Consider the following 20,436-nt stretch of genomic DNA (forward strand, 5'->3'; position numbering starts at 1 on the left):
ACATGGGACCGCGCCGCCGCGTCATCAAGAACACCCACGCCGAGGCCGAGCAGTTCCGCCGCCGTGCCCTGCTCGCGTTCGCCGGCGTGGTCGCCGCGCTGGGCGTGCTCGCGGGCTGGTACTTCAAGCTGCAACTGCTGCAGCACGACGAATACGCGACCCGCTCGGAGGCCAACCGCATCAAGCTGCGGCCGGTGGTGCCGGCGCGCGGGATCATCTACGACCGCAACGGCCGCATCCTCGCCGACAACGTGCCGGCGTTCCGCCTCGACGTGACCCCGGAGGAGGCCGGCGACCCCGAGCGCTGGATGCCCGGGCTGGCGGCGCTGTTCTCGTTGACCGAGGAGGAGATCGAGCACTTCGACAAGACCCGCCGCGCGACCCGCGGTTTCCGCCCGATCACCCTCAAGCTGAGGGTCAGCGAGGAGGAGGCCGCGCGCTTCGCGGTCGACCGCTGGCGCTATCCCGGAGTGGAGCTGGTCTCCTATCTCAACCGGCGCTACCCCCATGGCGAGCTGCTGTCGCACGTGATCGGCTATGTCGGCCGGGTCGACGAAGAGGACCTGCAGACCCTGGGCGAGGCCAACGCGGCGTTGACCCATATCGGCAAGACCGGCGTCGAGCGCGCCTACGAGGAGGCGCTGCGCGGCGGTGTCGGTTACGAGAAGGTCGAGACCAATGTCGACGGACGCTCGATGGGCGTGGTCGGGCGGGTTCCGGCGGTTCCCGGCGCCGACCTGCGGCTGAGCATCGACCTGGACCTGCAACGGGCGATGATGGAGGCGTTCGGCGAGTACGAAGGGTCGGCGATCGCGATCGATCCGGGCACCGGCGAGGTGCTGGCGATGGTCAGCTTGCCCGGCTACGACACCAACCTGTTCGTCAACGGCATCTCGCATGCCGACTACAAGGCGCTGATCGAGAACCAGTCGCGGCCGTTGTTCAATCGGCTGGTGCTCGGCGGTGTGGCGCCGGGCTCCACGCTCAAGCCGCTGATCGCGCTCGCGGGCCTGGACAGTGGCGCGCGCACGCCCGAGGACAAGGTGATGTCGACCGGCATGTTCTACCTGCCCGGCGTCAGCCGCGGCTGGGGCGACTCGCACCGCGGCGGGCACGGCTGGACCGACCTGCGCAAGTCGATCTCGCAATCGGTCAACACCTATTACTACCAGCTGGCGCTGGACATGGGCATCGAGCAGTTCGACGAGTACATGCGGCGCTATGGCTTCGGCGAGCCGACCGGGGTCGATCTGGTCGGCGAGATCGGCGGCATCCTGCCGTCGCCCGAGTACAAGATGAGCAGCCGCCGCGAGCGCTGGTACCCCGGCGACACGGTCAACATCAGCATCGGTCAGGGCGACTGGAAGGTGACCCCGCTGCAACTGGTCCGCGCCATCGCCGGCATCGCCGACGGCCGGTTGCGCCGGCCGCACCTGGTGAAGGAGGAGCGGCACGGCTTCGACGCCCCCTGGACCCCGCTGCAGCAGCCGCCCGGCGTGCCGATCAGCCCCAGCGCGGCGCATGTGCAGGTGATCCGCGAGGGCATGATGGCGACCATGCAGCCCGGCGGCACCGCCTGGCGGATCGCCTCCGATGCCCGCTACACGATGGCGGGCAAGACCGGCACCGCCCAGGTTGCCAGCCGCCGCGACAATGCCGCGGTCAATCCGCGCAGCCTGCCGCTGCACCTGCGCCACCGCTCGTTGTTCGTCGGCTTCGCCCCGGTCGAGGCGCCGAGCATCGCGGTGGCGGTGGCGGTGGAGGGCGGCGGCTACGGCGGCAGCACCGCGGCGCCGATCGCGCGCAAGATCCTCGACGCCTGGCTGCTGGACAAGCTGCCGGAGCCGCCAGCCGATGACATCGGGGCGGATGCCGCTAGCGCCGCCGTGGCCACGGAGGCGCACGAATGAGCCTGATCCTGCGCTGGCTGCTCGACCTGGCGGCGCGTTTCGCCCGCACCCTGGACTGGCCGCTGCTGGCCGCGCTGCTGGCGCTGATGGGGATCGGCCTGGCGGTGCTGTACAGCGCCGGCGGACAGTCGATGTCGCTGGTCATCGCCCAGGGCGGGCGCTTCGCGGTCGGCCTGGGCGCGTTGTGGGCGCTGTCGCGGGTGTCGCCGGCGCAGCTGCGCAACTGGACGCCGCTGGTGTTCGGGGTGTCGCTGGTGCCGTTGCTGGCGGTGCTGTTCATCGGCACCGGCAAGCACGGCTCGCACTGGATCAATCTGGGCGTGTTCTATTTCCAGCCGGCCGAACTGCTCAAGCTGAGCCTGCCGATGATGGCCGCGTGGTATCTGAACAGCCGGCCGTTGCCGCCGCGGCTGGATACCGTGCTGGTGGCCGTGGCGATCATCGCGGTGCCGACCGGACTGATCCTGCTGCAGCCGGACTTCGGCACGGCGATGCTGGTCGCGACCAGCGGCGCGTTCGCGCTGTATCTGTCGGGGTTGCCGTGGTGGTGGTTCGGGATGGCCTTCGCCGGCGTCGCCGCGGTCGCGCCGGTGGCGTGGTTCTGGCTGCTCAAGCCGTATCAGAAGGACCGCATCCTGACCTTCCTCGATCCCGAATCCGACCCGCTGGGCACCGGCTGGAACATCATCCAGTCGAAGATCGCGATCGGCGCCGGGGGGCTGTCCGGCAAGGGTTGGGGGCAGGGCAGCCAGTCGCATCTGAACTACATCCCCGAGCACACCACCGACTTCATCTTCGCGGTGCTCAGCGAGGAGTTCGGCTGGATCGGGGTGGCGGTGGTGCTGGCCCTGTACATGTTCGTGGTCGGCCGCTGCCTGTGGATCGCGGCCGGCGCGCGCGACGGCTATTCGCGACTGCTGGCCGGTTCGCTGGGGCTGGCGTTCTGCGTCTACGTGATCGTCAACGGCGGCATGATCGCCGGGCTGCTGCCGGTGGTCGGCGTGCCGATGCCGCTGCTGAGCTATGGCGGCACCTCGGCGGTGTCGCTGCTGGCCGGCCTGGGCGTGGTGATGGCGGTGCGCGTGCACCGTCCCGTGCATGCGCGTTGAGCGCGCGTGCACGGATGCGGGATGTAATGCGAACGACAACGCGACCTGACCAGGCGCGCGAACCGGCCGGGCATGCGGTTCAGGCCCAAAAGCGCACGTGCTAACCTCGCCGCGATGACTGCAAGCATCCAGAAAACGGGTCGAACCCGAGCCGTCCTGAGCGGCGCCCTTTCCCTCGCCCTGGTCGCCTGCGCGACCCAGGCCGCCCCCGCCGACGGCAACCAGACCGTCGCCCCCGCCGAATCCGCCACCCCGGCCCCGCAGGCCCCGGTGAAGGCGGCCGATCCGGCGCCGGCGGCAACGGTCGCGCCGACTCCGGGCACCCCGGCATTGCCGGAGCCGGTCGAGCGCCTGCCGCTGGAGCAGGCGCGCGCCGCGTTCATCCGCGACACCGCCGACAAGTACGGCATCGACACCGCCACCATCGCCTCGGTGCTGTCGCAGGCGGAGAAGCGCGACAGCATCATCCGGGCGATGTCGCGCCCGGCCGAGGCCAAGCCCTGGAGCGAGTACCGGCCGATCTTCATCAGCCAGGCCCGCATCGACGGCGGCCAGGCCTTCCTCGCCAGGCACCGCGACGAGCTGGCCGGGGTCGAGGCCCGCTACGGCGTGCCGGCGGAGATCATCGTCTCGATCATCGGCGTGGAAACCAGCTACGGCCGCAACACCGGCAGCTACCCGGTGCTCGATGCGCTGTACACGCTGGCGTTCTTTTACCCGCGCAGCGGCGACCCGGCCAAGGCCGACCGCGAGAACCGCCGCGAGGCGTTCTTCCGCGGCGAGCTGGCCCAGCTGTTCGCGCTGGGCAAGGAGACCGGCCTGGACATCACCAAGCTCACCGGCAGCTACGCCGGGGCGATGGGCTGGGGCCAGTTCATGCCGTCGAGCTACCGCGAGTACGCGGTCGACGGCAACGGCGACGGCAAGCGCGACCTGTTCAACAGCACCGACGACGTGTTCGCCTCGATCGCGAACTACTTCGTGCAGAAGGGCGGCTGGGTCCGGGGCGGCCCGGTGACGGTGCGCGCGACCCGCGATCCGGGCACGCCCGACTTCGAGCCCGACGGCCTGGAGCCGGTCTACTCCCAGTCCGACCTGGCCGCGCGCGGCTACCACGCCGCGACCGAGGTTCCGGCCGCCGAGCACGCGGTGCCGCTGAACCTGGATGGCGTCGGCGGCAAGGAGTACTGGCTGGGGTTCCGCAACTTCTACGCGATCACCCGCTACAACATCTCCAAGCACTACGCGATGGCGGTCTACCAGCTGTCCGAGGCGATCGCCGGGCGCGAGAACCCGCTGGCCGCGGCGAGACCGGCGGCGAGTCGCGACGACGCATGAGAAACGCGCCCGTCCACGGTCATGGGATGACCCGCGCCTGGATGGCAAACGCACGGGGTATGGACGCATGAGGGCGCGCGCGCCGGCTCCCGGTCGCGTAGCGGCGGCGCCCGCGGGCGCCCGTCCGGGGACCGTCGGCAGGTTCGCGCTGGCGGCGGCGGTGGCGCTGAGTCTGGTCGCCTGCGCCGGGACGCCGAAGAAGTCCGAGCCCGGCGCCTCCGGCCAGGGCGCTCGCGCGTCCGCGAACGGGCGCAAGGTCTCGCCCTACGCCCCGGCGCAGGAAGACCCCAATACCCGCGGCCACTACACCGCCGGCGGCCTGTACCGGCCCGGCGTCGCCGACAGCACGCCCGACCACGTGCCCGACGTCGACGCGATCCCCGAGCCGGAGGTCGTCGCCGAGCCGCGCTCGGCGGTCGGCAACCGGCCGACCTACACCGTGCTGGGCAAGCGCTATCGCGTGATGGACGACGCGCACGGCTATGTCGAAGAGGGCCGGGCGTCCTATTACGGCCAGAAGTTCCACGGCCGCCGCACCTCCAACATGGAGGTGTACGACATGTACGCGTTCACCGCCGCCCACAAGACCCTGCCGCTGCCGAGCTTCGCGCGGGTGACCAACCTCGACAACGGCCGGTCGGTGGTGGTGCGGGTGAACGATCGCGGACCGTTCCACGAGGGCCGCGTCATCGATCTCAGCTACGCCGCCGCGGTCAAGCTGGACATCGTCCAGAAGGGCACCGGGCGGGTCGAAGTGCGCGCGCTGACCCCGGGCGAGGAGGCGCCGACCGTGCTTGCCGCACAGCCGGCGCCGACGCCTCCGCCCGAGCCCGAGCCCGAGCCCAGCGCGATGGACCGGCTGGTCGCCAGTATCCCGGCATCGGCCGGTGCCGCGCCCTCGGCCGCGGCCGCTCCCACGCCCGCTGCGCTCGCACCCGCCGCCGGGGAGCACCGTTTCGACATGCGCCAGGACGGCCGCTCGATGAGCGCCGACGAATTCGAGGCGTGGATGAAGTCGCGCCAGGTCCGCATCGCCACCGGCCGCCCGACGCCGCCGCCGTCGCCGGTCCAGGTCGCGGCCGCTCAGGCCTCGCCGCCGCCGAGTCCGGTCACCGCCGCCGCGGTGGTCGCGGCCCGCGAGGCCACCGTGGCCGACACCAGCCAGGTCACCCTGCAGGTCGCCAGCTTCGCCGCCCGCGCCAACGCCGACCGCGCCCTGACGATGCTGCGCGACGCCGGCATCGGCGAGGCGCGCCTGCTGGATGCGCGCGCCAACGGTCGCCCGGTCTGGCGGCTGCGGGTCGGGCCGCTGGCCGAGTCGGCGGCGCCGGCGCTGGCCGCGCGCCTGGTCGGCCTGGGCTTCGGCCAGCCCCAGCCGGTGCGCGAATGAGCCGTGACCGCCATGTCCTTTCCCGTCCTTTCCATCTGCATCCGGCCGCTTGCCGGCCCCCGGAGTTGTTGAACCGATGAAGATCCCTGCTGTAGTCAAAGCGACCGTCCTGACCGCGATCACCACCGTGGCGGTCAGCCTCGCCTTCGCCCAGGCCCCCGATGCGCCGCAGCCGGGCCAGGCCCAGCCGACGCCGGGCGCGGCCCAGGCGCCGGCCAGCGATGCGCTGCCGGTGCCGCCGGCTCCGGAGGTCGCCGGTACCGCATGGATCCTGATGGACGCCGCCAGCGGCAACGTGCTGGCCGGCCACAACATCGACCAGCAGGTCGAACCGGCCAGTATCACCAAGGTCATGACCAGCTACGTGATCGCCGCCGAGATGGCCGGCGGCAAGGTCAAGGAGGACGACCCGGTCATGATGACCGAGAACGCCTGGCGCAAGGGCGGTGCCGCCACCGACGGCAGCTACTCCGGGTTCGAGGTCAACAAGACCGCGCCGCTGATGGAGATGGAAAAGGGCATGGTGGTGCAGTCGGGCAACGATGCCGCGATCGCGCTGGCCGAGCATGTCGCCGGCACCGAGGCCGCGTTCGCCACGCTGATGAACCAGTACGCGCAGCGCATCGGCATGAAGAACAGCCACTTCGTCAATGCCACCGGCCTGCCCGACGAGGGCCATGTCACCACCGCCCACGACCTCGCCCTGCTCGGCCGCGCGCTGATCCACGACTTCCCGACGGCCTACTCCTACAACTCGATCAAGGAGTACACCGTCGGCACGATCTCGCAGTCCAACCGCAACCTGCTGCTGTGGCGCGACAACAGCGTCGACGGCATCAAGACCGGCCACACCAGCGCCGCCGGCTACTGCCTGATGGCATCGGCCAAGCGCGGCGAACAGCGCCTGATCTCGGTGGTGATGGGCTCGACCTCGGAAGCCAAGCGCGCCAGCGACAGCCAGGCACTGCTGAACTGGGGCTTCCGTTTCTACGAGACCCACAAGCTGTACGAGCCCGGTCAGGCGATCGCGACCCAGAAGACCTGGAAGGGGCAGGCCGACGAGGTCAGGCTCGGCGTCGCCGAACCGTTGCTGGTCACCGTGCCGCGCGGCCGCTACGAGCAGCTCAAGCCGATGATGGACGTGCCCCGGACCCTGGTCGCCCCGATCGCCGGGGGCCAGGCGATCGGCACGGTCAAGGTGATGCTCGACGACGAGGTCATCGCCCAGCGCCCGCTGGTGGCGATCGAAGGCGTCGAGCAGGCCGGCTTCTTCAAGCGCCTGTGGGACGAGTTCTGGATGTGGTGGGAGTCGGAGTAAGCCTTCACCGCCCGTTCCAGTACCCCGACGGGGCCGGCCTTCGCCGGCCCCGTCGCGTTTCCGGACCAGGGAGCCTTCGATCGATCAGAGGCTCCGTGCGCCAGCGATGGCGCGCGCGCGGATCAAGCACGCAGCAAGGTCGAGCCAGGCCTGCCCCTGCGATGCCCGAACACGTCCAGGAAGGATTGGTTCGGACCTTGCCTAGCGGGGCCGTCCGGAGGTGACCACCCTGCATTCCCAGCCGTCGTAGCCGCCGCCGCACTCGCGCGCGGCCCGCAGCAGCGGCAGGGTGATCGCCTCGATACGGTCGTGGCCCGGGATGTCCTCGCGCCACAGCTTGACCCCGTAGTCGCTGCGATCCGCGTCCGGCTCCAGCAGCTCACGGACCTGGAAGCCCAGCGCCGTCATCCGTTCGATGAATCCGGCGCGCTGTTCCGGCTGCGGGAAATAGGCCCAATGGTCGATCTGGCGGGGCTGTGCGAGCGCGTCGCCGTTGCGGGTCAGCGCATCGAGCACCTGGCGGTTGCTGATGAAGTTGAAGCCTTCCTCGTCCGGATACAGGAACTCGAAGTAGGCGCCCCAGCCGGGATCGGCCTCGACACCGGTCTCGTAGCCGTAGCCGGGCTCGGCGGCCATCGTCTCCGCCAGCCAGTCGGTGCTTTCGTGGCCGGAGCGGGCATAGAAGATGAAGTCCCGCCGTCCGTCGCTGGTGCAGCGACCGACGTAGAGCAGGTCGTGGCGTGCGCAGGCCTCGTTCAGGCGGTCCTCGATCGTGGCCAGCGTCTCGAACTCGTCCTCGCTGGACAGGCCGTCGTCGCGCGGGGCGCGCAGGCGCAGGCGCAGGTGCTGGCGGAGCGGGTACTCGTCCCGGGGCGGCGCGTCGCCGATGCCGATATCGACGAAGATCGACGCCGGATGGTCGTCGACGTGGCAGAAATAGAAGTCCCAGTTGTCGCTCATCAGTCCTTTGTCCCGGCTCGGCTGGTCCGGTGATCATAGAATCTACCGGGACCGGCGGGCGACCTTGGGTCGGCTGCCCGCCGCCCCCATAATCGGGGCATGGAAATCAAGTCCGACAATCCCGAGCACGGCTTCCAGTTTCCCGGCCACTTCGAGCTCAGCGCGATGGGTTCGGCGACCGCCGGCCTCGAGCGCGAACTTCCGCAGCGGCTGATGGAGGCCGGGATCGACGTGGAGAGCGAGTCGATCCAGTGGAAGCACTCGTCCAACGGCAGGTACGTGTCGGTGCGGATCCGCTTCCGTGCCGACAGTCGCGAGCAGTACGAGCAGGCCCACCAGGTCCTGCGCGACCACCCCGAGGTCAAGTGGACGCTGTGAGCGCTCCCGTCGCGGCGGACGGCGCCGGTGAGGCGATCGCGCCGGAGGTGCCGCCGGCGCGGCTGCGCGACCTCGGCCGCCAGCCCTACGAGCCGGTCTGGCGGGCGATGCAGGCCTTCACCGACGCGCGCACCGCGCACACGCCCGACGAGCTGTGGCTGGTCGAGCACGATCCGGTGTTCACCCTCGGCCAGGCCGGCAAGGCCGAACACGTGCTGATGCCCGGCGAGATCCCGGTGATCCACGTCGACCGCGGCGGCCAGGTGACCTACCACGGCCCCGGCCAGATCGTGCTGTACCCGCTGCTGGACCTGCGCCGGCTCAAGGTCGGGGTGAAGGAATACGTGTGCCGGGTCGAGCAGGCGATGATCGACACCCTGGCCGACTGGAACATCGAGGCGCTGCGCCGCGACGGCGCGCCCGGCGTCTACGTTGGCGACGCCAAGATCGGCGCGCTGGGCATCCGCGTCCGCCACGGCTGCACCTTCCACGGGCTGGCCTTCAACATCGCGATGGACCTGGAGCCGTTCCGGCGCATCAATCCCTGCGGCTATGCGGGGTTGCAGGTGACCTCGATGGTAGACTTGGGCGGCCCGTCCGGCCCGGACGCGGTCAAGCCGGTGCTGATCGGGCACCTGGCCCGCCTGTTCGGACTGGACGTCGAAGCCGCCCCCGCGCCGGCCCTGCCGGCGGACTGAACCGCCCCACGCACTCCAAGCCACCGTCATGACCGAATCCAAGACCATCCCGCTCGCGGTCGTCAGCGGCGACAGCCCGTCCCAGGCATCGCTGGAAGTGGGCAAGAAGCAGGTTGCCGGCGACAAGATCTCACGTTCGCCGGTCCAGTTCGCCGACGTGCCGGTGCTGCGCAAGCCGTCGTGGATCCGGGTCCGGATCCCCTCCGGCAACGCCGTGCAGAAGCTCAAGGAGAAGCTGCGCGAGAACCGCCTGGTCACCGTCTGCGAAGAGGCCAGCTGCCCCAATATCCACGAGTGCTTCGGCCACGGCACCGCGACCTTCATGATCCTCGGCGAGGTCTGCACCCGCCGCTGCTCGTTCTGCGACGTCGCCCACGGCCGGCCCAAACCGCCGGACCCGCAGGAGCCGAGGCACCTCGCCGACACCGTCGCCGACATGGGCCTGCGTTACGTGGTGGTCACCAGCGTCGACCGCGACGACCTGCGCGACGGCGGTGCCCAGCACTTCGTCGACTGCATCGCCGCGATCCGCGAGAAGACCCCGTCCACCCGGGTCGAGATCCTGACCCCCGACTTCCGTGGCCGCGGCCGCATGGAGCGCGCGCTGGAGATCCTGGCGACGAATCCGCCGGACGTGTTCAACCACAACGTCGAGACCGTGCCGGACCTGTACCGCAACGTGCGTCCGGGCGCCGACTATCAGTGGTCGCTGACCCTGCTGCAGAAGTTCAAGGCCCAGCACCCGCAGGTGGTCACCAAGTCCGGGATCATGCTCGGCCTGGGCGAGACCATGGAGCAGGTGCAGGCGACCCTGCGCGATCTGCGTGCGCACGATGTCGACATGGTCACCATCGGCCAGTACCTGCAGCCCAGCGCCCATCATCATCCGGTGATGCGCTACTGGACGCCGGATGAATTCAAGGCGCTGGAGGAGTACGGGCTCGAGCTGGGCTTCAGCCATGTCGCCTCCGGCCCGCTGGTGCGCTCGTCCTACCACGCCGACCGCTCGGCGATGGAAGCCGGCGTCGCCGCCTGAGGCCGCTCCGGCGGAGGCGGGACGGTGGCGGCCGCCACTGTGCGGACGATGTCGGACGAAGCCGCCGCGGCCCTTGCTGAACGCGCCGGCGGGCATCGCTCCGGTCCACCGGTGTCGTCGCCCTGGGACGTTCACGCGCCCGTCCCATCGGGCTGTCAGGATGAACGGCCAATGCCCGGCATCCACGCACGGGGATCCGTCCATCAACCTGAACCGCATATCGGCGCCTGGCCGCCTTCCACGCGGCGACACGTGACAGGACCTGCAACTTTCGGCACTGTGAGGATGTCCGAGTCCTGCACAAGCTGGGAGCGGGCCATGCCGGGTCGGCCGCGTCCGCCCGCCGGCACCCCCTCGAACAAAGATCAGGCCGCCACCGCGGCCGCAAGATATCCGCGATGACCTCCAAGACCTCCCTGTTTTGCGCGTTGCTGCTGACCCTCCCGCTGGCCCATTCGGCCTGGGCCGACGATGCGGCGCAGACGGTAGCCAAGGCCGGGCCCGCCGCGACTGCGTTCTCGGCGACCCAGGACCAGGCCAACGCCGCCAAGCTGGTCTACGGCCTGTTGTCCGACAGCCGCTACGCGTACCGGCCCAAGCCGCTGGACGACGCGCTGTCGGCGGACATGTACAAGCGCTACCTGGAGTCGTTGGACGGTGGCAAGCAGTTCTTCACCGCCGCCGACATCGCCCGTTTCGACCGCTGGAAGCTGCGGCTCGACGATGCGCTCAAGAGCGGCGAGCTGGACCCGGCCTACGCGATGTTCGCGACCTACCGCCAGCGCGTCGACGAACGCGTCGCCTTCGCCCGCGAACTGCTCAAGGACGACGGCGCCTTCGATTTCAGCGGCGACGACCGCTACGAGTACGACCGCGAGGACGCGCCCTGGGCGGCCGACAGCGCCGAACTGGACACGCTGTGGCGGCAGTCGGTGCGCAACGACTGGCTGCGCCTGAGGATGGCCGGCAAGCAGCCCGAGGACATCCGCAAGACCCTGGACCGGCGCTACGAGAACCTCGCCAAGGGCATCGCCGAGCTGAAGGGCGAGGACGTGTTCCAGACCTTCCTCAACAGCTACGCGAATGCGATCGACCCGCACACCGACTATCTGACCCCGCGCTCGGCCGACAACTTCAACCTGTCGATGTCGCTGTCGCTGGAGGGCATCGGCGCGGTGCTGCAGAAGCAGGACGACGTGGTCGCGATCCGCGAGATCGTCGCCGGCGGTCCGGCCGGCAAGTCCGGCCTGCTCAACCCGGGCGACCGCATCGTCGCGGTCGGGCAGGGCACCAGCGGGGCGATGGAGGACGTGGTCGGCTGGCGCATCGACGATGTCGTCGCCAAGATCCGCGGCAAGAAGGGCAGCAAGGTGCGCCTGGACGTGATCCCGGTCGAGATGGGCCTGGATTCGCCGCCCAGCCGGGTGGTGCTGGTGCGCGACCGCGTGCGCCTGGAGGACCAGGCCGCCAAGTCCAAGGTCATCACCATCCCGGCCACCGACGGCGCTCCGGTGCAGCGGATCGGCGTGATCGAACTGCCCGGCTTCTACCAGGACTTCGAGGGCCGTCGCCGCAACGCCGACGACTACGCCTCGGCCACCCGCGACGTCGCCCGCCTGCTGACCGAGCTGCGCGGCAAGAACGTCGACGGCGTCGTGCTGGACCTGCGCAACAACGGCGGCGGGTCGTTGAACGAGGCGATCGAGCTGACCGGCCTGTTCATCGACCGCGGTCCGGTCGTGCAGGTGCGCGAGTCCGGCGGCCGCGTCGTCGTCAACGGCGACGAGGACAGCGGCATCGCCTGGGAGGGCCCGTTCGCGGTGCTGATCAATCGCGGTTCGGCGTCGGCGTCGGAGATCTTCGCCGGCGCGATCCAGGACTACGGCCGCGGCCTGGTGATCGGCGAGACCACCTTCGGCAAGGGCACCGTGCAGAACCTGATCGACCTGGACCGCTGGCCGGCCAACGAGGCGCCGCGCTTCGGCCAGGTCAAGCTGACCATCGCCCAGTTCTTCCGGGTCAGCGGCGGTTCGACCCAGAACAAGGGCGTGGTGCCGGACATCGCGTTCCCGGCCTCGGTCGACGCCAGCGAGTTCGGCGAGAGCACCTACGACAACGCGCTGCCGTGGACCAAGATCTCGGCGGTGCCGCACGTGCGCTACGGCAACTTCGAACCGTTGCTGCCCAAGCTGCAGACCCTGCACACCGCGCGCATCGCCGGCGACAGGGAGTTCCAGTGGTGGTCGGAGGACGTCGCCCAGTACCGCGCCGAGAGCGAGAAGACCTCGGTCAGCCTCAACGAGGGCGTGCGTCGCGCCGAGCGCGACCGCGAGCAGGCCAAGCGCAAGGCCCGGCAGGAGGAGCGCAAGGCGCTGGGCCTGGCGCTGGATCCGCTGGCCGACGTCACCGACGACGGCCTGGCCGCCAGCGAGCGCGACATCGTCAAGGACGCCGAGCGCGAGAAGCTCGCCGAGGACCGCCCGGATCCGCTGCTGCGCGAGTCGGCGGCGATCCTGGCCGACGCGGTGCGCCTGCTCGATCGCGACAAGCAGCTTTCCGCGCAGGTGCTGCCGACCGCCAACCAGCCCGGCCACTGGGCGGACTGATCGGCGTTTCCCGGACGCGCCCGGGGGAGCCCCGGAGCGTCCGCGCAGGCGGCGCAACGCGACCGACACGACGGGCACCTGCGGGTGCCCGTCGTCGTTCAAGGCCCCGCAATCCCGGCGAGCCGCGGCCAGCGACTCAGCGGCGCCTTTTCGCGGTGGTGCGGGTCGGCAGTTGCAATCCGGCCTTGACCACGTCGAACACCATCCGCGTCTCGTAGCGCTTGATGTTGCCCTCGTCGAGGAACAGGCGGTCGACGACCTCGCGGCAATGGGCGACGCCGGTCGTCGCCACGATCACCAGATAGTCCCACTCGCCGGCCAGGGTGAAGCATTGCTGCACCTCGGCCGCGGCGCGCATGCGCGCCTGGAAGCCGGCGTGATGCTTGGCGGTTTCCCGCTCCATCGCCACCAGTACCGTGGCCAGCACCACATGCGGCAGCTGCACCGGGTCGAGCACCGCGACCTGGCGCAGCAGGCCGTGCTTGCGGTAGCGGCTCAGGCGCCGTTGCACCGCACTGGCCGACAGCCCGACGGTATCGCCGAGCGCGCTCAGGGTGGTGCCGGCATCGCGTTGCAGCAGCTCCAGCAGGCGGTGATCGAACTCATCGAGGAGGAGGGGCTGGGCCATGCAATATTTTTGCGTTCCCGTGCACAAATAATCAAACCGCGTGCGGGGCGTTTTGGCTAGTCTGTGAACAACCCGAACGTATTCCCGCATCCGGCGGTGCGCGTTCCGGTCCGTGCGACGCGCGGCCGGAATGCCCTGCCGGTGTCGGCGACGGCGTCGGTCGCGTCAGCGGATTCACCCTTCCTCCCCCAACCGCTCCTCCCCCGTCTGTTTCAACCGCGTTCGCTTCACCCGGCTGTTCCCGTTCCTCCCCCACGTCTGGATCACTCGCATGAGCAGCTTCGCATCGACCGCCGCCCGGGCCGCACCGGGTGGTATTGCCGTCGCCTTGGCCCTGGCCGCGGTCTATATCGTCTGGGGCTCGACCTATCTCGGCATCCGCTTCGCACTGGAAGGCGGCTGGCCGCCGCTGTTGATGGCGGGCGGACGTTTCGTCATCGCCGGCACGCTGATGTTCGCGGTGCTGCGCCTGCGCGGCGAGGCCGCGCCGACGCGGGCGCAATGGGGCTCGCTGGCGGTGATGGGGCTGATGCTGATGGGCCTGGGCAACGGCCTGGTGACCGTCGCCGAGCAATGGGTGTCGTCGGGACTGGCGGCGATCTCGGTCGCATCGATGCCGTTGTGGATGGGCCTGTTCGCGACCCTGCGCGGCGAGCGCCCGCAACGCGAGGAGTGGCTCGGTCTGGTGATCGGCTTTGTCGGCGTGCTCTGGCTCAATGCCGGCAGCGCACTGTCGGCGACCCCGCAGGGACTGCTGGCGCTGCTGATCGCGCCGATCGCCTGGGCGTTCGGGTCGGTCTGGAGCCGTGGTCGCGACCTGCCGTCGCCGTTCATGTCGGCGGCCGGGCAGATGCTGTGCGGCGGTGGCCTGATGCTGATTACCGGCGTGCTGCTGGGCGAGCGGATGCCGGCGTCGCCCTCGCTCAAGGGCACGCTCGCGGTCGCCTACCTGGTGGTGTTCGGTTCGATCGTCGCCTTCAGCGCCTACATCTGGCTGTTGCGGCACGTGCGCCCGGCGCTGGCGTCCAGCTACGCCTACGTCAATCCGCCGGTTGCGGTGCTATTCGGCGCGTTGTTGGCCGGCGAGCGCTTCTCGTCGCATGCGTTGGGGGCGATGGCGGTGATCCTGGCCGGCGTGGTCATGGTCACCCTCGCGCGCAGTCGCCAGAGGCCGCCGGCGGTCGAGCCGGCGACGGAGCCGGCGGCATGAGCGCCGCCATCGACCCGCGTCGCGACCATGTCGCCGGCATGTGGGCCGGGGTCGGCGCGTTCGTGCTGTGGGGGCTGATGCCGCTGTACTGGCGCCTGCTGGAAGCGGTGCCGTCGTGGCAGATCGTGCTGCACCGGATCGTGTGGGGCGCGCTGCTGGTGTCGGCGTTCCTGCTGTGGCAACGCGGTCGGGGTTGGTTGCGTGCGGTCATGAGGCAACCACGCACCGCCGCCCTGCTGGCGTTGAGCGGCATCCTGATCGCGTTCAACTGGGGCCTGTACGTGTGGGCGGTCAATGCCGGTCACGTGGTCGAGACCAGCCTGGGCTACTACGTCAATCCGCTGCTGAACGTGGTGCTCGGCGTGGTCCTGTTGCACGAGCGCCTGAACCGCGTGCAGTGGGTCTCGGTCGCGCTGGCGGCCTGCGGGGTGGCGTGGCTGACCCTGCGCTTCGGACAACTGCCGTGGATCGCCCTGGGCCTGGCGTTGTCGTTCGGCATCTACGGCCTGCTGCGCAAGCAGGTCGCGGTCGACCCGGTGGTCGGTCTCGGGGTCGAGAGCCTGTACCTGCTGCTGCCGGCGATGGCGGTGCTTGGCTGGGCCGAGTTCCGCGGCCACAGCGGCTTCTTCGCGTTCGGGGCGGCGCCGGGTTGGGGCTGGGGCACCGACCTGTTGCTGGTCGCCAGCGGCGTGCTGACCGCGCTGCCGCTGATCGGCTTCGCCTACGCGGTGCGCCGGGTGCCGCTGTCGGTGGTCGGCTTCCTGCAGTACATCGCACCGACCCTGCAGCTGCTGATCGGCGTGGTGGTCTTCCACGAGCCCTTCGACGGCGAGCGCGCGCTGGGCTTCGCCTTCATCTGGGCGGCCCTGCTGCTATTCGCCGGCGACGGGGTGCTGCGGGCTCGGCGCCAGCCGGCGGTGGCCGCCGGTTGAGGGGCCGTGCGCCGTTCCCCGCAAACGAAACAGGCCGCGGGACGTCGCGGCCTGTTTCGTCGCAGGGCGTCGATGATCAGCCCGCGCGCAATGCCTCGGTCACCGGCAAGCGCGCCGCCCGCAGCGACGGGAACAGGCCGCCGACCAGGCCGATGCCCAGCGCCCACTTCAGGCCGCTCCACAGCAGCTCCGGCGAGACGTTGAACTTGAACATCACCTGGCTGAAGTTGCCGCTGAGCGTGGACACGCTGTAGTTGTTGAACACCAGCCAGGCGATCAGGCCGCCGAGCAGGCCGCCGAGCAGGGCCAGCAGCATCGTCTCCAGCATCACCCCGACCACCACCGGCAGGCCGCGGAAGCCGATCGCGCGCATGGTCGCGATCTCGCGGGCGCGGCCGGCGACCGCGGCGTACATGGTGTTGAGCGCGCCGAACACCGCGCCGATCGCCATGATCGCGCCGATGACCTTGCCCAGCACGTTGATCAGCTTGCTCAGGCCCTCGGACTGCTTGCTGTAGTAGTCGCGGGTGCTGAGCACGTCCAGCTTCAGCCGTGGATCGGCCGCCATTGCCGCCTTGAACGTGGTCAGCGCCTTGGCGTCGGTCAGGCGCGCGGTCACCGACTGGTAGGCGGTGCGCTGGTAGGTCGAGGCCAGGGTCTCGGCATCGGCCCACAGTTCGGAGTCGTGCGAGTCGCCGGAGGCGAAGGCGCCGACCACGGTCCAGTCCTGGTTGGCCAGCTCGATCGTGTTGCCGACCTCCAGCCCGACGTACTGGTTCTTCGCGCCCTGGCCGACCACCAGTTCGCGCTTGCCCGGCTCGAAGCGGCGGCCCTCGACGATCTTCAGCTGCGGGCGGATCGCCCAGCCGGCATCGCCGACGCCGCGCAGCTGGGCGTTGGCGTCGGTGCCGTCGGCGCGGGTGACCATGTTGACCACCTGCGACAGCTCCGGCGAGACCAGCGGCTGGCCGTCGCGGTCGCGGGCGATGCCGTCCAGGCCCGAGATCAGCGGCACCTGGTCGCGGCCGATCACCGAGTTGGTCTCCGCCTGCGAGCCCCCGCGCAGCACGATCGCGGTGTCGTCGCGACCGGTCTGCTGCAGGGTCTTCTGGAAGCCCGAGCCCATCGCCAGCATCGCCACCAGCACGCCGACCACGCCGGCGATGCCGATCACGATCACCGACGAGGCGCCCCAGCGCTGCGGCAGGCTGGCGATGCCGATCCGGGTCGCCTCCAGCGCCAGGTGGCCGCTGCGGGTGAAGGCCAGCCACAGCGCCGAGGCGACGGCGAGGGCGAGTACGCCCTGCCATGGCATCAGGATCCACAGCACCAGGCCGACGATCAGGGCGAGGACCACCAGGGCGTTGCCGAGCCATTTCTTGATGCGGTTCATTGCGGCGTCCTCCGCTGCGGACTGCGTGTCTGGATTCGATGGCCGGCGACGCCGGCGGGATTGGTGGCGGCCATGTCAGCGGCCCGCCAGCGCATCGACGATGTTCAGGCGCATTGCCCGCGTCGCCGGCAGCACCCCGACCAGGAAGCCGATCACGATCATCAGCGCCAGGCCCAGCAGCCAGGTGTTGGCCGGCACCGTCGGCAGCTGGATGATGCCGCCGCTGGCGGCGCTGACCGCCGGCATCACCGCCGAGGCGATCGCCAGCCCGATCGCGCCGCCGAGCACCAGCAACAGCACCGCCTCGGCCAGCACCAGCGCCAGCACGCTGCGGTCGGTGAAGCCGATGGTCTTCAGCACCGCCAGCTCGGGGATGCGCTCGCGCACCGCCTGCGCCATCGTGTTGCCGGTCAGCAGCAGCAGGGTGAAGAACACCGCGCCCATGATCGCGCTGACGATCAGGCCGATGTCGGCGAACTGCTTGACGAAGGCCTGGTTGAAGGCCTGCTCGGTCTGGGTCTTGGTCTCGTGATCGGAGTTCTCGCTGAGCTTGTCGATCGCCTGGGCGACCTGGTCGGCCTTGTTCGGATCGTCCAACTGCACGATCCACCAGCCGGCGCGGTCCTTGACGAAGTCGTTGGCCTCGTTGAAGTAGTCCCAGCGGAAGTACAGCGCGTTCTCCTCGCCCTTGCGCTTGGAGTCGGTGACCTTGAAGGTGCCGACCAGCTTGAACTCCCAGTTGTTCTCGCCCTTGGTCGGGAAGATCGTCGCCTGCAGCGGGACGATGTCGCCGACCTTCCAGCCGAAGCGCTGGGCCAGCGATTCGCCGACCACCGCGCCGTTGCGGGTCGACTCGAACGCCTTCAGCTGCGCCGGGGCGATGTCGTACTCGGGATAGGCGTCGAAGAAGCCCGGCCCGACCGACATGTTGGGGAAGAAGTTGCGCTGGTCCTGGTAGATGCCGCCGAACCAGGCTGCGTGCACGGCCTTCTTGACGCCGGGGACGGCGGCGATCTGCGGCTCCAGCCGCATCGGCAGCATCTGCGTGATCGACAGCCGCGAGGCGACCACCAGGCGGTCGTAACCGGCGACATTGGTGCCGGCGTTGAACGCCACGCGGACCGAGTCGAGCATGCCGAACAGCAGGAACGCCACCACCACCGACAACAGGGTCAGCACGGTGCGGGTCTTGCTGCGGAACAGCGCGGCCCAGATCAGGTGCAGGTATTTCATGTCTGCGTACTCCAGCGGGTGCGGGTGCCGCGCATGGCGGCGGGGCAGGCGGTGCGCGATGCCGTGACCGGTGGGGTCAGGCGACGCGGCGGACCTGCTCGACCAGCGTGCCCTTGTCCAGATGGAGGGTATGGGTGGCGTACTCGGCGGCCTTGGGATCGTGGGTGACCATCACGATGGTCTTGCCGTGGTCGCGGTTGAGCGTCTGCAGCAGTTCCAGGATCTCCTCGGCCGACTGCCGGTCGAGGTCGCCGGTGGGCTCGTCGCAGATCAGCAGCTTGGGATCGGAGACGATCGCGCGTGCGATCGCCACGCGCTGCTGCTGGCCGCCGGACAGCTCGTTGGGCTTGTGCTTGCCGCGCTCGGACAGGCCGACCAGTTGCAGCGCGATCTCGGCGCGGCGACGGCGGTCGGCCGCGTTCAACCGGGTCAGCAGCAACGGCAGCTCGACGTTCTTCTGCGCGGTCAGGGTCGGCATCAGGTTGTAGAACTGGAACACGAAGCCGACGTTCTGGCTGCGCCAGTGCGAGAGCTGGCCGGCGCTCATGCTGTCGATGCGCTGGCCCTCGATCTCGATCTCGCCGCCGGTGGGCGAGTCGAGCCCGCCGATCAGGTTCAGCAGGGTGGTCTTGCCGGAGCCCGACGGCCCCATCAGCGCGACGAAGTCGCCGGAGGGGATCTCGAAATCGAGGCCGTGCAGCACTTCGAGCTTCTCGGGGCCACGCTGGTAGGTCTTGACGAGCTTGCGGATCGATACAAGTGCGGTCATGGGACTTGCCTCGCTTCGGAATGGGGCGGCGCGTGTCCGGCGCCGTCTGGAATCGGGTACTGCGTCGCCGTCGTCGCGGACCGGCATTACATCGTCACGACGAACGGCGGCTCATGGATTCGACGCGCCGTCGTCGGCGACCTCGACCTTGCCGCCATCGGTCAGCGCGGCCGGCGGATCGAGGACGACGGTGTCGCCGCCGGACAGGCCTTCGGAGACTTCCAGGTCGTCGCCGAGGGTACGGCCGACCTGGACGCCGCGACGCGACGCGCGGCCGTCGTCGACGACGAAGGCGACCTGGCCGCCGTCGCGCTCGACCACCGCGGCGGCCGGCACCAGCACGCCCGGCGGCGGCGCGTCGGCCCGGGCCGGCTCGGCCTTCTCCAGGAAGCTGACCCGCACCCCCATGTCGGGCACGATCCGGGCGTCCTTGCTGTTGAGCGCGATGCGCACCTTGACCGTGGCCTTGCCGCGGTCGGCGGCGGGGATGATCGCGATCACCTCGGCCGGGATCTTCCAGTCGGGGTAGGCGTTGAGGGTGGCTTCGACCGGCATCTTCGGCTGCACGCGGCCGATGTAGGCCTCGTTGACGTCGACCTCGACCTCCAGCGAGTCCATGTCGACGATGGTGCCGATGCCGGTGCGGGTGTAGCCGCCGCCCGCCGACAGCGGCGAGATGATCTCGCCCGGCTGCGCCGCCTTGGCGATCACCACGCCCGCGAATGGAGCGCGCACGATGGTGTTGTCGACGCCGATCTCGGCGATGTCGAGCTGGTCGGCGGCGACCGCGGCGTTGCGGCGCGATGTCACCAGCTGTGCGCGCAGGGCGTCGCGCTGGGCGACGGCCTGGTCGTACTGCGCCTTCGACACCAGTTGCTGGCCGACCAGGGTGTTGAGCCGCCGCGCGTTGGCCTCGGCCTCGGTGAGCTGGGCCTGGATGCTGCTGGTCTGGCTGCGCGCGGCGTCCAGCTGGGCGCGGGCCAGCGACTGCTGGGCCTCGGCGTCGACCGGGTCCAGGGTCGCCAGCACTTCGCCTTCCTCGACCCGTTGGCCTTCTTCGATCAGCACCTCGCGGACCCGGCCGGTGACCTTGGCCGAGACCGTGGCGATGCGGCGGGCGACGACGTAGCCGGTCGCGTCCAGCACCGAGGCGCTGCCGCCGCTGCCGCCGATCGCGACGGCTTGCGCGGTGCGCACCTGGATCGCATCGTCGCGACCGAACAGCGCCCAGCCGGCGATGCCCGCGGCCAGCACCGCCGCGCCCACGCCCAGCGCGATCCACGGCCCGCGCCCGGAAGGCGGCGGTGGCGCGTTGCGGTCGATGCGGAGTTCCTTCAGCAGATCGGCGGAGTTGTTCATGGGTATCCCGGACGGATGGGGCGGTTCGATGTGACCGGAGCCGCCACGACGCAGTGCAGGATCGCGTGGCGAGGGGGGCAAACCAAGTGACAGCTGTCATGCGCTTGCGATGGCAGCCGACAGGCAGGGAGATCGCCGGGGACATGTGCGCCGGAGCTGCGTGCCGGTC

16 protein-coding genes and 1 pseudogene are annotated in these 20,436 nt (G+C 70.1%); 11 read left to right on the forward strand and 6 right to left on the reverse strand.

The features are described from left to right. Positions 1-2 precede the first annotated feature (2 nt). The 5 genes and pseudogenes from mrdA to C9I47_RS02825 form a co-directional block, all read left to right on the forward strand. Positions 3-1,874 (forward strand): annotated as a pseudogene (gene mrdA / locus C9I47_RS02805) (penicillin-binding protein 2); the annotation flags it as partial. A 32-nt stretch (positions 1,875-1,906) separates the two neighbouring features. Next, positions 1,907-3,019: a rod shape-determining protein RodA gene (gene rodA / locus C9I47_RS02810; RefSeq protein WP_111265388.1), complete on the forward strand. Its 1,113-nt coding sequence runs from the start codon at positions 1,907-1,909 to the stop codon at positions 3,017-3,019. A 114-nt stretch (positions 3,020-3,133) separates the two neighbouring features. Continuing rightward, complete coding sequence (mltB, locus tag C9I47_RS02815) at positions 3,134-4,357, forward strand: lytic murein transglycosylase B (RefSeq protein ID WP_111265389.1); 1,224 nt, start codon at positions 3,134-3,136, stop codon at positions 4,355-4,357. 67 nt (positions 4,358-4,424) lie between these two features. After that, on the forward strand, positions 4,425-5,747 hold the full coding sequence (locus tag C9I47_RS02820; protein WP_111265390.1) for a septal ring lytic transglycosylase RlpA family protein: 1,323 nt from the start codon (positions 4,425-4,427) through the stop codon (positions 5,745-5,747). A 76-nt stretch (positions 5,748-5,823) separates the two neighbouring features. Continuing rightward, positions 5,824-7,065, forward strand: a complete 1,242-nt coding sequence (locus C9I47_RS02825) for a D-alanyl-D-alanine carboxypeptidase family protein (RefSeq protein ID WP_111265391.1) — start codon at positions 5,824-5,826, stop codon at positions 7,063-7,065. Between the two features lie 201 nt (positions 7,066-7,266). Here the strand turns inward: C9I47_RS02825 and C9I47_RS02830 are convergent, their stop codons facing one another. Continuing rightward, positions 7,267-8,025: a DUF695 domain-containing protein gene (locus C9I47_RS02830; RefSeq protein ID WP_111265392.1), complete on the reverse strand. Its 759-nt coding sequence runs from the start codon at positions 8,023-8,025 to the stop codon at positions 7,267-7,269. A gap of 99 nt (positions 8,026-8,124) precedes the next feature. Here C9I47_RS02830 and C9I47_RS02835 point away from each other — a divergent pair, with 99 nt between their 5' ends. The 4 genes from C9I47_RS02835 (at position 8,125) to C9I47_RS02850 (ending at position 12,743) form a co-directional block, all read left to right on the forward strand. Continuing rightward, on the forward strand, positions 8,125-8,403 hold the full coding sequence (locus C9I47_RS02835) for a DUF493 family protein (protein WP_111265393.1): 279 nt from the start codon (positions 8,125-8,127) through the stop codon (positions 8,401-8,403). After that, positions 8,391-9,101 (forward strand): lipoyl(octanoyl) transferase LipB, encoded by a 711-nt coding sequence (lipB, locus tag C9I47_RS02840; protein WP_111265394.1) that lies wholly within the window; start codon positions 8,391-8,393, stop codon positions 9,099-9,101. The genes C9I47_RS02835 and lipB overlap by 13 nt, the downstream gene beginning before the upstream one ends. A gap of 28 nt (positions 9,102-9,129) precedes the next feature. Then, positions 9,130-10,137, forward strand: coding sequence for a lipoyl synthase (gene lipA / locus C9I47_RS02845; RefSeq protein WP_111265395.1), 1,008 nt, complete (start codon positions 9,130-9,132; stop codon positions 10,135-10,137). 398 nt (positions 10,138-10,535) lie between these two features. Then, a complete protein-coding gene (locus C9I47_RS02850) occupies positions 10,536-12,743 on the forward strand; it encodes a carboxy terminal-processing peptidase (protein WP_111265396.1) in 2,208 nt (735 codons plus the stop codon). 136 nt (positions 12,744-12,879) lie between these two features. Here the strand turns inward: C9I47_RS02850 and C9I47_RS02855 are convergent, their stop codons facing one another. Beyond that, the gene (locus C9I47_RS02855; protein ID WP_111265397.1) at positions 12,880-13,371 is read right to left on the reverse strand and encodes an Lrp/AsnC family transcriptional regulator; all 492 of its coding nucleotides are present in this window, start codon (positions 13,369-13,371) and stop codon (positions 12,880-12,882) included. Positions 13,372-13,642: 271 nt separating this feature from the next. Here C9I47_RS02855 and yedA point away from each other — a divergent pair, with 271 nt between their 5' ends. Both yedA and rarD read left to right on the forward strand, forming a co-directional pair. Further along, positions 13,643-14,581, forward strand: coding sequence for a drug/metabolite exporter YedA (gene yedA / locus C9I47_RS02860; RefSeq protein WP_111265398.1), 939 nt, complete (start codon positions 13,643-13,645; stop codon positions 14,579-14,581). Then, the gene (gene rarD / locus C9I47_RS02865) at positions 14,578-15,513 is read left to right on the forward strand and encodes an EamA family transporter RarD (RefSeq protein WP_111265399.1); all 936 of its coding nucleotides are present in this window, start codon (positions 14,578-14,580) and stop codon (positions 15,511-15,513) included. Before yedA ends, rarD begins: the two co-directional genes overlap by 4 nt. Positions 15,514-15,589: 76 nt before the next feature. Here rarD and C9I47_RS02870 read toward each other — a convergent pair whose 3' ends face one another. The 4 genes from C9I47_RS02870 to C9I47_RS02885 all read right to left on the reverse strand — a co-directional run bounded on the left by C9I47_RS02870 (position 15,590) and on the right by C9I47_RS02885 (position 20,267). Further along, positions 15,590-16,906, reverse strand: a complete 1,317-nt coding sequence (locus C9I47_RS02870) for an ABC transporter permease (RefSeq protein WP_111265400.1) — start codon at positions 16,904-16,906, stop codon at positions 15,590-15,592. A gap of 75 nt (positions 16,907-16,981) precedes the next feature. Further along, the gene (locus tag C9I47_RS02875) at positions 16,982-18,139 is read right to left on the reverse strand and encodes an ABC transporter permease (RefSeq protein ID WP_111265401.1); all 1,158 of its coding nucleotides are present in this window, start codon (positions 18,137-18,139) and stop codon (positions 16,982-16,984) included. Between the two features lie 76 nt (positions 18,140-18,215). Then, on the reverse strand, positions 18,216-18,908 hold the full coding sequence (locus C9I47_RS02880; RefSeq protein WP_111265402.1) for an ABC transporter ATP-binding protein: 693 nt from the start codon (positions 18,906-18,908) through the stop codon (positions 18,216-18,218). Positions 18,909-19,019: 111 nt separating this feature from the next. Continuing rightward, a complete protein-coding gene (locus C9I47_RS02885) occupies positions 19,020-20,267 on the reverse strand; it encodes an efflux RND transporter periplasmic adaptor subunit (RefSeq protein ID WP_111265403.1) in 1,248 nt (415 codons plus the stop codon). Positions 20,268-20,436: the final 169 nt, after the last annotated feature.

Origin of the sequence: Marilutibacter maris (assembly GCF_003233695.1) — a bacterium.
Lineage (GTDB): Bacteria > Pseudomonadota > Gammaproteobacteria > Xanthomonadales > Xanthomonadaceae > Marilutibacter > Marilutibacter maris.